The organism is Georgenia sp. EYE_87 (assembly GCF_023148685.1).
In the GTDB taxonomy this organism is placed as follows: Bacteria; Actinomycetota; Actinomycetes; order Actinomycetales; family Actinomycetaceae; genus Georgenia.
Genome location: NZ_JAHXNL010000013.1, coordinates 41,238 through 53,905 on the forward strand (window position 1 = coordinate 41,238; position 12,668 = coordinate 53,905).

Below are 12,668 nucleotides of genomic sequence, written 5' to 3' on the forward strand. Positions count from 1 at the left end.
CCACCGCCTCAGGCGCGCGGGTCGGCGTCGCCGATGTCGGGCCGCCCCCGCCGGTAGCTGCGGCCCGCGGTGAGAAAGACGACGAGGCTGGCGAGCACGGCGGCGAGGATCACGCCGGCCATCGCGACGTCGTCGCCCCCGAGCAGGCCGACGACGGGCGAGACGGTCCCGGCGACTCCCGCCTGCAGGGCACCGATGAGTGCGGCCGCGGTCCCGGCCCGCTCGCCGTGGAGGGTCAGGGCCAGCGCGGTGGCGTTCGGCAGCACGAGGGAGTTCACGCTCAGCAGGAGCCAGAGCGGCGCGATCAGCCCCCACAGGCCGCCGGTCCCGGTGGCCACGAGAACCAGGAGCATCACCCCGAGCGCGGTGGCGAGCGGGATGGCCACCCGGAGCAGAGCGATCGGATCGAACCGCTTCACGAGGGAGGCGTTGAGCTGCGAACCGAGCACGAGCCCGGCTCCGTTGAGCGCGAACAGCAGGGCGAACTGCGTCTCGCTGAGGCCGTAGCCCTCCTGGAGGACGAAGGGCGAGCCGGCCACATAGCTCATCAGCGCCGCGAGGCCCAGACCGGGGATGAGGGCGAGTGCCATGAACTGCCGGTCCCGCAGGAGATAGCCGTAGCCGGCGAACGTCGCCCCGAGAGGCTCGCGCCGGCGCGCGGCCGGCGGCAGGGTCTCAGGCAGGGCCCGCGCGATGACCGGGATGAGCGCGAGACCCACCAGCGCCAGGACGACGAACGTGGCCCGCCAGCCCCACCACCCGGCGATGAGGCCGCCCGCCGTGGGGGCCAGGAGAGGCGCGACGCCGATGACGAGCATGAGGCGGGACATGAGCACGGACGCCCCGGCACCGCTGTACCGGTCGCGGATGACGGCCATGGCCGTGACCGTGGCGGCGGCGTTGCCGACGCCCTGGATCACCCGCAGCGCGACCAGGGGCCAGATGCCCGGGGTCAGCGCGCACAGCACGGAGGCGACGACGTGGAGACCGATCCCGATCATCGCCGGTCCTCGCCGGCCGTAGCGGTCGGACAGCGGGCCGGTGATGAGCTGGCCGATCGCGCCGCCGATGAGCACCCCGGTGATGGTGGCCTGGACGAGGGCGGGACCGGACCCGAGGTCGTCGGCGACGACGGGCAGTGAGGGCAGGTACAGGTCGGTGGTGACCGCGGGGAGCGCGGCCATCGCACCGAGAAGGAGGACGAACGAGGCGCGGGGTCGGGCACCGGCCGGGAACGTCACGCGCCCATCGTGGCACGCGGAGCTCCGGCCGCCGGCGCGGAAGGGCACACGCGGAGCTCCGGCCGCCGGCGCGGACGGGTCAGAGCGGCTCGAGCGCGGCCGCGACGGCCACCATCTGCTCGAGGACGGCCAGTGTCGCGGCGCGTGGCTCGGTGCGCGTGATGCGGTGGCGCACGAAGAGGCGGCGCGTGCCGAGACCGGGCAGCGCCGCCCAACGCACGTTCTCCGGCAGCTGACGGCGCATGGCGAGCTCCGGCAGGAGGGCGACGCCGAGCCCGCCGGCCACCATGGCGAGGGCGACGTCGAAGTCCAGGTAGCGGTGGGCGGTGCGCGGCGTGAAGGACAGCTCCGACGCCAGCCGCGCGAGCGCCCGGTCGGCGGCACCGCGCGGCTCCGGTGCCAGCCAGGTGCGGCCCACCAGGTCGAGCAGGCCGGCGGGCTCGGGGTCCGTCGCCGGCAGCACCACCACCCACGGCTCGTCGAGGAAGGGCACGTCGCGCGAGCCCTGCGGCGCCGGGGACGGGCTGGAGACGTCGTGCTCGATGACGAGCAGGTCGAGCTCGCCGCGGCGCAGCGCGCGCCGGCCGTGCTCCTCGGCCACCTCGTGCACCACCAGGTCGACACCGGGGAGGGTCTGCTCGAGCTCGGCGAGCAGCGGCACGAGCACCGCGCGGATGGCGGTCTGGAAGGCGCCGACCACGACGACGCCGGAGACGTCACCCTCCAGCGCTGCCAGCGAGCGGCGAGTCTCGCCCAGCTCGGACTCGATGCGCTCGGCCGCGTCGGCGAGGACCTTCCCGGCCGGCGTCAGGGTTGCGCCCGTGGGCTGCCGGTCGAGCACCCGCACGCCGGTCTCGGCCTCGAGACGCGCTATTTGCTGAGACACGGCGGAAGGGCTCAGACGCAAAGCGTCGGCCGCGGCGAGAACGCCTCCGGACCGGCTCACGGCCAAGAGAACGCCAAGCCTGCGTGGGTCGATGTCCATGAAGCAAAACTGTATACCCGATGCGATTTCATTCGATTGCTCTTTATGCGCGACGGCCTCACGATTGTCCTGTGCCTGAGATTGTCGCCTCCGTGATCGTCACCGTCGGCTGGGTCGGTGTCATCGTCCAGCTGGTGGCCTACGCCCTGCTCTCCACCGGTCGTCTTCCGGCAGGTTCCGTCAGCTACCAGGGCCTGAACGTCTTTGGCGCGATCGCGGTCGGCGCCAGCTCTGCGTCGAGCGGCGCGTGGCCCTCCGCCGTCGCCAACGGTATCTGGATCGCGATCGGCGTCGTGGCGATCGTGGCGCTGAAGCGGCACCTCGTCACCCGCCGTCTTCGGGCCGCCGCCCGCACCGCCCAGCAGCTCCGCGACCAGCACGTGGCACGCGCCGCCCGCCGTTCCGTCGTCTCACCCGCGCAGCCCGGCACGACGGCCGAGGCCGGACCGGTCCCCGCGGAGGCCGGGCCCGTCCTCGCCACCCTCGCGGACCGGCCGCTCCACCCGGGGTCCACCCGTCCGGCAGGACGACCCGAGCGCGCCGACCGCCGTCGCCGCCGCACCCGCGAGAAGGTGGCCGCCTGAGGCAGTGCGGTCGTCGTCCGACCGAACACTCGCCGTCCGACCGAACACTCGCCGTCCGACCTGACCGTCGCCGTCCGACCTAACGGACGCCGCGAGTGTCAGCCCCCTTGCCGACGGAGGCGGTCCAGCTGCTCTCGCGCCTCCTCGGCCGCGGCCTGCGCCTCGACGTGGGCGACGGCCGCGTCCTGGCGCGCCTCGGCGGCCTCGTCGAGCCGGTCCTCCACCCCCGCGAGAGTGTGCTCGCGCTCGTCGAGCCGCCGACGGAGCTCCTCGACCTCGGAGCGCAGCTGCAGGGCGCGGGCCTCCAGGCGGTGAGCCTGGTCCTCGGCCGACCGCAGCTCCCGCTCGGCGGTCGCCGCACCCCGTTCCGCCGCGTGCGCCCGCTCCTCGGCCCGGGCGATCTCAGCACGCAGGGCCGCGGCGGCGTCCTCCTTGCCGGTCCGACCGGCCGGCCGAGCGGTCCTCCCGCGCGCGGCCCGCGGCGCCTGGGCACCCAGGGCCTCGGGCACCGCCAGCACCCCGGCGAGCTCGACCGGATCCAGGCCGACGGCGGCCATCGGCTCCACCAGGAGACCGGTGCGCAGGGCGGCCGCGGCCGCCTCGTCCGCCATCGCGGCCTGCAGGGTCGCCGCGGTCTGCTCCGCCGCCGCCTCGCTCACCTTGTGCCCGAGGCGCCCCGCGACCTTGCGGCCCTCCCGGACGACGGCCGCGACGAGCTGGCGCCGCTGCCGGTTGAGGTCGCGCAGCTGGGCCGCGTCGAGGTCCGCCTGGGCCTCGCGCATCGCCTCGCCCAGCTCCAGCACCTGATCCAGCTGGTCGGTGAGGTGCCGCACCATCGTGTTTGCCAGCCAGGCAGCGGCCGCAGGCTTGGGCAGCGCCTTGACCGCCCGAGCGAGGTCGGCGTCGCCGTCGGCCTTGATCCGGCCCGCCCGCTCGTTCCTCGCCGCGACGAACTCGCCGGGCGGCAGCGCGTAGAGCTCCCCGGCGACCGCGACAAGCTCCTCGGTCCTCACGGCGGTCAGCCCGCCCGGGCGGTGGTCGTCACGCGCAGGGCGATGCCGTCGCTCCAGGGCAGGAGCACCCACGGGACCAGCGGCGGGCGTGCCGTCGCGGCGAGCGTGACCTGCGCCGTCGTCCCGTCCGGCGTCCCGGTCGGCTCGGCCACCCGCAGGCCGTCGAACTCGCCTACCAGCGCCGCCGGCGCGGCGCCCAGATACTCGCGCACGGCGGCGTCGACAGACGCGTCCGACAGCGGTACGAGGGTGGCACCGTCGGCCGGGCCCGCGGGCGCGCCGTAGTAGGCCGCGACGTCGATGGCGTCAGCGGCGTCGACCGCGGCCCCGTCCGCGAGGGCGAGGAGGCGTTTGCGTTCGATGTGCACCGCCGAGGCGCTCGCCACCACGAGCACCAGGGCCAGCACCAGCGCCCCGAACGCGAGTGTCAGGAGCATGATCTGACCCTCCTCCCCCGTCCCCGGGGCCGCCATCCGGCGCCGCAGCGTCCTCATCGCGCCGCCCGGAACTCGGGGACGGCGGCGACGTGGGTGGCACTGACCGGCACGGTAGCCGGCACCGCGTCGACGACGACGTCCGGGACGAGGGGCAGGTCGACGCTCGTGGCGACGGTGACCACGACCCGGGCGCCGGGCGTCAGGCACGGCTCCTCCGTGCAGTCGACCTGGAGCGCTCCCGCGCCGTCGACCTCGAGCCCCTGGTCCTCGAAGGCCAGCTCGACGGCGAGACGTGCGGCGGCGACGCCCTCCTCCAGGGTCTCGGCCCGAGCGAGGAGGCGTCCCGCCTCGCGCGCCGCCCCCTCGGCGGCGAACGCGGCGGCCTGGATCTGTGCCAGCGTCAGGACCAGGTAGACGATGGGGACGAGCAGCAGCAGGCTGACACCCAGGAACTCCACGACGGCGCTGCCCCGCTCCCCGTCGCCCATCCCCCGCAGCCGCGCCCGGAGCGCACCGACAGCACAGGCGGCACAGGCAGCGCCAGCAGTGCCAACCCTGCGAGCACGGCCGGCACGGCCAGCACGGGCGCAAGGACGTCCGGGGTCCGACAGCGAGCCCGCCCGCTCCCCGCTCACCCGAGCGCCTCCTCGAGCACCGCGTGCCCGCTCACGTCGAGCACCCCCGACGGGCCGAGCAGACCCAGCACCGGCAGCGGCGCGCTGACCTGGACGCGGACGAGGGTCGTGCCGCCCCGGTCCACCAGAGAGGCGGAGACATCGCGCGCGTACCGGGGCGAGAGGGTCATGCCGATGAGCTCACGCGTGCGCGCGACACCCTGCGCGGGAGTCGAGCCCACGAGCGCGGCGTGCCGGGCGCCCTCGGAGGCCGAGTCGACGAGCGTGTTGCGCACATGGAGCCCCAGCACCAGCTGCAGCAGCGCAGCGACGATCGTCACGACCAGCACCGAGACCAGGACGAACTCGACGACGGCGGAACCGCGGTCACCCTCGGTGATCAGCCCACGCCACCGCGCGCGGACCCCCGTCAGAAGGCCAGGACGCGGTTCATGGCCGTCTCGAACACGGTGGACAGGGCCGGGCCGGCCAGCGCCCAGATCGCGACGACGAGGCCTGCCGTCATCAGGGTGACGAGCACCCAACCGGGCACGTCGCCTCGTTCGGGATCGTCCTGCGCGCACCAGCCGAGACGTGCCGCGATCAGGGTGAGCAGGGTGGTCCACATGTCGTCTACCTCCGGTTGGGTCCTGACGGTCCTGGCCCGGCACGGCCGGGCGGCTGTCCGAACTCACAGCCCCACCTGCAGCACTGCGAGTCCGGGAAAGATGGCGAAGAGCACCGTGACCGGAAGCACCAGGAAGACGACCGGCACCATCATGCCGAGCTCCTTCTTCCCGCCGGTCTCCATCAGTTCTCGCCGTGCGGTCTCCCGCGCGTCCTGGGCCTGCGCGCGCAGCACCTCTGCGAGCGGCGTGCCTCGTTCCAGGGCAACGGCCACGCCCTCCGCGAACCGGGCGACGGCAGGTTCGTCGGTCCGGGCGGCCATGCGCTCGAGGGCGACAGCGAGCGGCACCCCGGACCGGGCCTCGGCGAGCGTGCGGCGCACGTCCAGGGCGAGCTCACCGTTGGTGCTGCGGGCGATCCGCTCGAGCGCGCCGACCGGCCCCTCACCGGCAGCGACCGCGAGGGCGAGGAGCTCCGCGACGTCGGGCAGCTCCATCGCCATACGCTGCTGCCGCCGGCGGACCTGGCTCGTCAGCGACTGGTCGCGCGCCACCGCTCCCCCCACCGCACACAGCAGGACGCCGACGAGGAGCGGGACGAGCGGGGCCCCGCGAAGGACGCCGAGAGTCAGCGCGCCGAGCAGGCCGACAGCGAGACCGACCGCGGCCCACATCAGCTGCTCGGTGCGGAACTGGTCGTGGGTCATCGTCCCGCCCAGCAGCTGGAGGCGGCGGCGGATGCTCACCGACGACGAACCGAGCCGCTCCAGCACTCGGCCGGCGTCGTGGAGCATCGGTGCGAGGAGCCGCTCGAGGGTCGGGAAGGGCGTGTGTACCGGCCGGTCGGCGAGCAGGCGGGACGTGCGCGGCCGCTCGCGCAGGTACGGCGCGATGCGATCGTCCAGGGTGATACGCCGCGCCGCCACGCGCCACAGCACGAGGCACAGACCGACTCCGCCCATCAGCCCGACGAATGCGCCGAGCGCCGTCGCGCTCACCGCAGCACCCGGGCGTCCTCGGGCAGCCGCCCGATACGCACCATGAGCACGTAGGCGAGCAGGCTGCACCCCGCACCGGACGCCAGGACGATCACACCGAGGGCGGAGTTGTAGGCCTCAGCGGTCTCCGTCCGCGTGGAGAGCAGCAGAAGAACCACCCACGGGGCCGCCACGGCCATACGCGCTCCCGCGACCGTCCACGACTGGCGCGCCTCCAGCTCGCCGCGGGTGCGCAGGTCGTCCCGAATCATCTTTGCCAGCGTCCGCAGCAGGCGGCCGAGGTCCGTGCCACCCACCTCCCGGGTGAGCCGCAGGGCCTCGACGATGCGATCCGCGACCGGGTCCGCCAGACGCGCCTTCAACGCCTCCAACGCCTCGGCGAAGCGGCCGGTCGCCCGGTAGTCCTCGGCGAACTGCCGGAACTCCGCCCGGACCTCCTCCGGGCCGCGCTCCCCCAGCGCGATGAGCGCCTCCGGCAGCGAGAGGCCGGCCCGGATCGCGGAGGCGAGGTCGTCGAGGACCTCGGGCCAGACCGTGCGCAGCTCCGTGCGACGTCTGCGGGCCCGCGTGCGCACGGCGACCGAGGGTGCGCCGGCCAGAATGACGGCGAAGCTTGCGGCGATCGGTGGGGAGCCGGTCAGGGCCGCCGCCGTGACGAAGGTGACCAGGCCCAGCAGACCCGAGGTGATCAGCAGCGACGTCGGGGTGACCGACGGGGCGCCCGCCTGGACGAGGAGGTCCTGGGTGCGGTCCGACCATCCCGGCACCGATCGACGTCGTGGCTCGCGCGGGTCGAAGAAGGACAGCCAGATGCTGAGCAGCCCCGCCCCGAGGAGCAGCCCCACGACGACGCCCATGGTCAGCGCCCCGTGCCGGCGAGCAGCACCGACAGGTCGTAGCCGGCCCGGCGGAACCTCTCCTCGCCGTCAGGAAAGCCGGAGGACCGCCGCAGGTGACCGTCCTGCCGGACGAAGAGCTCGGCCGTCTCCACGATGCCGTCCTCGACCCTGCCGGTCACCGCGATGACCTCCCGCACGCTGCGCCTGCCCTCCCGGTCGAGCTCCAGATGCACGACCAGGTCGATGGCGGCGGCCACCGTCGGCACCACGAACGCCGCCGTGACGTTCTCGCCTGCTAGCAGCGGGAGCGTGCAGAGCTTCGTGACGGCCTCCCGTGCGGAGTTGGCGTGCAGGGTGCACATCCCGGGAATACCGGCGTTCAGGGCGACGAGCATGTCGAAGGCCTCCGCCTCCCGGACCTCGCCGATGATGATGCGGTCGGGGCGCATGCGCAGCGCCTCCTTGACCAGCCGGCGCAGCGGGACCTCGCCCGTCCCCTCGAGGTTGGCCTGCCGCGTCTGCATCGCCACGGTGTCCCGGTTGGTCAGCCGGAGCTCGAAGACCTCCTCGGCCGTGATCACCCGTTGCCCGGCGGGGATCGCGCCCGCGAGCGCACCGACCATGGTGGTCTTCCCGGCCTGGGTGGCCCCGGAGACGAGGATGTTCATGCCCGCCACCACGGCTGCGTCGAGGAAGGCCGCCGCCTGGCTCGTGAGCGAGCCGAGCGCGACGAGGTCGCTCAGGCGTCGGGCCCGGGTGATGTACTTACGGATGTTGACCGCCCACGCGGAGCGGGAGCAAGTTCGATAAGTGCCGCCACTCAGTTCAGATAAGTGGCTGCAGCCGGCGGCTCAGGTCGGGGGGAGGACGACACGAGAGAGCACCACCGGCCGACGGCGGCCCAACGGGCGGTCAGGCGCCTAGTTCGCGCTCCTGAGGCGGCATCGTCAGCCGGTCGCCGGGGGTCACCAACGCGATCGATGGCGCGCCTATGGAAGCGGTTGACATGCCGGGTGGTCCGTCTGACCTCTGCACCGAGTTCAGTTGACGTCAGGAGGTGGTGGTCGTCGGCGTCTGCCCCTACGGCGTCTTCGTTTCCGATCCTTCTTGTGCGCCAGCTCAGCGGAACGTAATGCCTCGGCGACGTCTTCAGGTGTGACTTGTGCGACTTCGTTCGTCAGGTTCCGATGGAGCGCCGGGCTGGCATGCTTCTGCCGCCTGCTTGGGGCTCTTGACGTTCGATAGGGGTCGCTGGTGTCGGAGATTTCTGCCAGCCAGGGGTCTCTCATTTCCCTTGCCCAGAACCACTGACGGATCTTCCTGATGTTGATACCGAGGGTCGCGAAGGCTAGAAGCAGCCCTTCCTTGGCCCTGCCTAATACTCGAACGAAGCCGCGCCTGAATCCTGAATGATGGAACTTGGTGTCCGCGTGGAATGACTCGACTAGAGTTCGCCGGCAGTATGAGGCGTACCACTTCGGGCTCTGCCAGGCCACCGGCTGTCTGTCCTTCAGTCGGTGCTCGGGGGATACGGTTATGGTTATTCCACAATGGCATGGCCCGGTCTCAGCGCACCTTGTCTCCGGCTTGCCACGGGAACGCAGCGATGCCGGGAAGTTCGCGCACCGGAGGGTGGCCTGCTCGCCCTTCTGTGCAGGGCCTCGGAACCTTTGCGCTCCGGTCACGGGGTCCGGTGCGTTGAGGGGCCGGAACTCGTAATTCGAACGAGCGGCGTACGCTACCGCGAGCGCGAGCCTGGCCTTGCGTTTCATTCCGAAGTGGGGAGGTGGAAGGTGCCGCAACTTCTCCGGGATGGCGTCGGTGTAGATCCCGCCGTCGATCATCAAGGTTCGATCGGTAGGTCCTGGTCGGACAGTCCGCTGGTCCCCCTTGAGGTCAATAATTTGCTGTATCCCTCTATTGAGCAGTGGCGCCGCCCAGTGTTCTACGTCCGCCTGTGAGTACCCGCGGTCGACGACTACTTCGCGCACGGTGACCGAGCAGGACCTGATGGCGTCGAAGATCTTGAGTCCCGCTTGTGCTGGCTCCTTCGACGCGGGGGCCAGGTAGAAGCCGGCCGCGAGGTTGGGCATCTCAGGCCCACCGAAGCGAGGGACCATTACGCAGGTGTGCGCGTCGTAGCCCGCGAAGTAGGTTGCCGGTGCTCGATTGCGGCCGGGCCTGCGGCCGATCCTTGCATCTGAAGCGACTGTCGGGGGTGCCTCGGCCTCGGCCGGCGACTGACTCGCGCTGTGGCGCCTTTGCTTTTTGCGGCTGCGTCGGGCATTGGTTCCCGCGCCCTCGCGAACCGCGGTCTTGATTTCCCGCGTTCTTGCGGTTCTAGCCTTAATGTCCGGCGCGGCGTCAGTCAGGGCACTTGGCTCGTCGCTCTTCCCGCGGCGCCTTGCCCAGGTCTCGAAGTCTGTCCAGTCAAGCGCGAAAGCAGCCGGTCTCGTCTACCGCGGGCCGCAGGCTCTCGGTAAGCAGCATGCTTGCAAACATGGGTTCCGTGATCACTTCGCTCGGACATCCTTTGGGGCACCGGTCATCCCTAGGATGATTGTGCGGGGTCGAGACCTTCCCGGCCTGAATGGCCTTACTGAGCTTGTCGACGCCGTCGGTGATCTCGTTGTAAGTGACGCCACGTTCGGGAGCGCTGGAGAGTAGTTGCAGTTCCACCAGTTCGTCCGCCGTCTCTTCAACCTGAACCAAATGCATTTCCACGCGGGTGCGCGCCGCGTGAACCGCGAGAATGAGCAGCAAGTCGCTCCACTGCAACTCGCGCGGCCGCCCCGTATCCTTGCGAAGACTTTCCTCGACAGCCCTGGCCAGCTCGCACCTCGTTAGTATCAGACGCATAATGCTCGCGAGTTGCGGGAGCGAGTATGGTCTCGGGCGTTTCGGGCGCACGTCAGGTTTGCCACGTTTCGTCATGATTTCTCCAGGCTCTCGTCACCGTCCGACCCCTCGATGAGCGACAGGACAGTCTCGGCGTCACGCATTTCGACATAAGGCAGAATCGCCGTCAGAGAAGAAGCACTCGTCCATCCGGCGAGATGCATAATTTCCGAAATTCGGAGCCCTGCATGTGCGACTGTCACCAACCACGTCTTTCTGAGCCGGTTGAAGCTAAGCACTGGAGCCGCCGGCGGCAATTCAAGCATCGCCACAAGTTCACCCGCGACCGTTCGGCGATGTCGCTTCTTCTCGGAAACGAGAGCCCCCTCGACCCCCAGATCGAGGAGCTCGCGCACGCACGGCCGCGCCTTCGGCAGAACCGGGACCGTTCGACTGCGAGCCCCAGAAACGTCGACCACATAAGAACGGCCCTGCTGCCGCACATCCGTAGCCGACACCCTGAACATCTCCGCTGTTTGGAGACCAGCACCGTAGATAAGAGTGGCGACAGCCAGCCCCGCCCGTTGCCGGATGTTGTTAGCCTGAATTGAGAGAGAATGTAGGATCAGGTCGAGTTCACCGTCACCGTAAGGGGCTAGCGGACTCCGAAGGCTCAGGTCGACTCGCAGCGGGGGCCAGGGGACACGGCGGGTGACTCGGCGACCCACCTGGTGCAATGCCGCTCGGTAGTTCGCTCGACTTTTTTCGTTGAGATCTTTGATGCCAACCAGAACGAACCTCTCCACCTTGGGCTCCGTAAACATAACTTCCGGCGAGAGTTCGTCGCCCTCGTCCAAGCACCAGGCGACAAATCCGCTCGTCGCACGCAACAGCTCGAATGCGGCTGGCTTCGTTCTCGGGCCCACTGCGCGCACGCAGTCACGCACGAACTCAGCAGTCCTCCACCAATATGCTTTCGCCCGTGGTGACCGCGGCTGGTATCGCTCGATCACCCTGGCGATGACCGCTTCGATCTCAGGCCCGCCGTAGTCCTCGTCGCCCATGCCACCTCCGAACCGATGGCGCCTCACCTAGCAACGCCAGCGCCGCACAGTTACCATTGACCTGCGCTCGCACCGTAGGACAGCCTGCGTCAGGGGCGAAAGCCGCAAAAACCTGTACCACACCGTATAGCGGGAATCGGACGAAACTGATCCTTTTTGTCCGTACAGAATGCCGCAAGGTTAATGTGGGCGGCGCTTCCTTACGTAACACATTGAATTTGATGTGCCGTTTCACCCCAATGGCAACCGCAGCGCCCGAGGGTCACGCGTGCCTGCCAGCGGAGCGGACGAGACGGTGAACGGTTTCGAAATCCCGCATGGTCACGTAAGGGGCTAGCTCGGCAAATTTCTGACTATTCCTGAGGCCAGAGAGCTTAAGGACCTCGGACACTCGAAGGTCGGACGCAAGAATTTCTGCGAGCCATGTTGTCCGCAGCCGGCGAAGATCCAAAGGTGGCGCACCTGGCGGGAGTTCGACTCGTCCGACGACGCCGGAGAACGTCGAACGAGCCTTCGGGTTCCGGTCGGTCAGTAGCGGGCCCTCCGGGAACTGGTCGACCAGCCACTGCAGCAAGGAGTCCACCTTCGCAAGCGCGGGCACTTCACGCGCGTTGTTGCCCCGGACAACCACCACGTAACCGCCACCCCGCGACTCGACGTCAACGGCGCGGCAAGCGATCAACTCCGCGGAGGAGAGCCCGGCTCCGTATGCCAGGGCCAGGAGAGCCGAGCAGGCTCTACGTCGCTCGGGACTCGGTTGCAGCGGAGCAGCGGCCAGGAACCGCGCCATGTCCGTCGGCGAGTACGGTGGCATGGCACCGTGCTTCTTCAGCCGCAGCTCGCGAGGAATGGGCTCCCACAGCGCCCGCCTGGTCGCGGCTCGGCCGATCCGCCTGAGGGCGGAGCGGTAACTCGGGAGGGACGATTTGGCGAGGAACGTGGGCGCTGCCGTGGCGATGAACCACTCCACATTGGCCTCGGTGAACATCCTCTCCGCGGCAACGTCGATGCCCTGGCTTGCGCACCAGTCGGCATACCTGGCTGCGACCCGGAGATAGGTGTAAGCGGTGGCCGGAGACGGGGGCCGGACGGCCGTCACCGCCTGCTGCACCAATTCGCGTATCTCCGCCCACCGGGCGGGGGGAATCTGTCGTGGCGTGTACCCAGCGATCGCGGCAGCCACGTCGACCCCTAGGGCCTCGCTGTGCCGCTTCCCGCTCCCTGCTCCGGTCGTCATCTTCCTCACCACAGTCCCACTCGAGCAACCCTCGCCCCGCGGTCCGCCAACACCCGAGGACAAAGTGGGCGCCGGGCCGTTGGACCGGAAGGCGATTGACGGTCACTGTGACGGTCGCACCGGCCACCGACATGGAGCCCTGGAGGTGTCAGCAGTCGCGTAGGTCGCCCCCCCATTGACGCCCGGGGAACG

At 70.3% G+C, this 12,668-nt stretch carries 14 protein-coding genes and 1 pseudogene; 1 reads left to right on the forward strand and 14 read right to left on the reverse strand.

The window, feature by feature from the left end:
• Positions 1–8: 8 nt before the first annotated feature.
• Positions 9–1,241 carry a multidrug effflux MFS transporter gene (locus KZX45_RS16180; protein ID WP_308221754.1) on the reverse strand — a complete coding sequence of 411 codons (1,233 nt, stop codon included), beginning with the start codon at positions 1,239–1,241 and terminating at the stop codon, positions 9–11.
• A 79-nt stretch (positions 1,242–1,320) separates the two neighbouring features.
• On the reverse strand, positions 1,321–2,226 hold the full coding sequence (locus KZX45_RS16185) for a LysR family transcriptional regulator (RefSeq protein WP_248258788.1): 906 nt from the start codon (positions 2,224–2,226) through the stop codon (positions 1,321–1,323).
• Positions 2,227–2,297: 71 nt separating this feature from the next.
• On the opposite strand from KZX45_RS16185, the gene KZX45_RS16190 reads away from it, so the two are divergent.
• Positions 2,298–2,810, forward strand: a complete 513-nt coding sequence (locus KZX45_RS16190) for a hypothetical protein (protein WP_248258789.1) — start codon at positions 2,298–2,300, stop codon at positions 2,808–2,810.
• A 98-nt stretch (positions 2,811–2,908) separates the two neighbouring features.
• On the opposite strand, the gene KZX45_RS16195 is transcribed toward KZX45_RS16190, so the two are convergent.
• From KZX45_RS16195 to KZX45_RS16250, 12 genes and pseudogenes are all read right to left on the reverse strand, one after another.
• Positions 2,909–3,823, reverse strand: coding sequence for a transposase (locus tag KZX45_RS16195; RefSeq protein ID WP_248258790.1), 915 nt, complete (start codon positions 3,821–3,823; stop codon positions 2,909–2,911).
• A 5-nt stretch (positions 3,824–3,828) separates the two neighbouring features.
• Positions 3,829–4,260 carry a hypothetical protein gene (locus tag KZX45_RS16200; protein ID WP_248258791.1) on the reverse strand — a complete coding sequence of 144 codons (432 nt, stop codon included), beginning with the start codon at positions 4,258–4,260 and terminating at the stop codon, positions 3,829–3,831.
• Positions 4,261–4,313: 53 nt separating this feature from the next.
• Complete coding sequence (locus KZX45_RS16205) at positions 4,314–4,748, reverse strand: pilus assembly protein (RefSeq protein WP_248258792.1); 435 nt, start codon at positions 4,746–4,748, stop codon at positions 4,314–4,316.
• Between the two features lie 143 nt (positions 4,749–4,891).
• On the reverse strand, positions 4,892–5,308 hold the full coding sequence (locus tag KZX45_RS16210; protein WP_308221756.1) for a pilus assembly protein: 417 nt from the start codon (positions 5,306–5,308) through the stop codon (positions 4,892–4,894).
• Entirely contained in the window at positions 5,305–5,502 is a 198-nt protein-coding gene (locus KZX45_RS16215; RefSeq protein WP_248258793.1) for a hypothetical protein, read from the reverse strand. Before KZX45_RS16215 ends, KZX45_RS16210 begins: the two co-directional genes overlap by 4 nt.
• Before the next feature lie 63 nt (positions 5,503–5,565).
• A complete protein-coding gene (locus tag KZX45_RS16220) occupies positions 5,566–6,498 on the reverse strand; it encodes a type II secretion system F family protein (RefSeq protein WP_248258794.1) in 933 nt (310 codons plus the stop codon).
• Positions 6,495–7,355: a type II secretion system F family protein gene (locus KZX45_RS16225; RefSeq protein ID WP_248258795.1), complete on the reverse strand. Its 861-nt coding sequence runs from the start codon at positions 7,353–7,355 to the stop codon at positions 6,495–6,497. The genes KZX45_RS16220 and KZX45_RS16225 overlap by 4 nt, the downstream gene beginning before the upstream one ends.
• A gap of 2 nt (positions 7,356–7,357) precedes the next feature.
• Positions 7,358–8,134: pseudogene (locus tag KZX45_RS16230) on the reverse strand (CpaF family protein); the annotation flags it as partial.
• Between the two features lie 243 nt (positions 8,135–8,377).
• Complete coding sequence (locus KZX45_RS16235; protein ID WP_248258796.1) at positions 8,378–9,430, reverse strand: hypothetical protein; 1,053 nt, start codon at positions 9,428–9,430, stop codon at positions 8,378–8,380.
• Between the two features lie 337 nt (positions 9,431–9,767).
• Positions 9,768–10,100, reverse strand: a complete 333-nt coding sequence (locus KZX45_RS16240; RefSeq protein ID WP_248258797.1) for a hypothetical protein — start codon at positions 10,098–10,100, stop codon at positions 9,768–9,770.
• A gap of 167 nt (positions 10,101–10,267) precedes the next feature.
• Complete coding sequence (locus tag KZX45_RS16245) at positions 10,268–11,239, reverse strand: tyrosine-type recombinase/integrase (RefSeq protein WP_248258798.1); 972 nt, start codon at positions 11,237–11,239, stop codon at positions 10,268–10,270.
• A 262-nt stretch (positions 11,240–11,501) separates the two neighbouring features.
• Positions 11,502–12,485, reverse strand: coding sequence for a hypothetical protein (locus tag KZX45_RS16250; RefSeq protein WP_248258799.1), 984 nt, complete (start codon positions 12,483–12,485; stop codon positions 11,502–11,504).
• Between the last annotated feature and the right edge of the window lie 183 nt (positions 12,486–12,668).

Coding starts and splice junctions, on each gene's coding strand:
- KZX45_RS16185 (WP_248258788.1), bottom strand. CDS start 2,226: ATGGACATCGACCCACGCAGGCTTGGCGTTCTCTTGGCCGTGAGCCGG.
- KZX45_RS16200 (WP_248258791.1), bottom strand. CDS start 4,260: ATGCTCCTGACACTCGCGTTCGGGGCGCTGGTGCTGGCCCTGGTGCTC.
- KZX45_RS16205 (WP_248258792.1), bottom strand. CDS start 4,748: ATGGGCGACGGGGAGCGGGGCAGCGCCGTCGTGGAGTTCCTGGGTGTC.
- KZX45_RS16215 (WP_248258793.1), bottom strand. CDS start 5,502: ATGTGGACCACCCTGCTCACCCTGATCGCGGCACGTCTCGGCTGGTGC.
- KZX45_RS16225 (WP_248258795.1), bottom strand. CDS start 7,355: ATGGGCGTCGTCGTGGGGCTGCTCCTCGGGGCGGGGCTGCTCAGCATC.
- KZX45_RS16235 (WP_248258796.1), bottom strand. CDS start 9,430: ATGCCCAACCTCGCGGCCGGCTTCTACCTGGCCCCCGCGTCGAAGGAG.
- KZX45_RS16245 (WP_248258798.1), bottom strand. CDS start 11,239: ATGGGCGACGAGGACTACGGCGGGCCTGAGATCGAAGCGGTCATCGCC.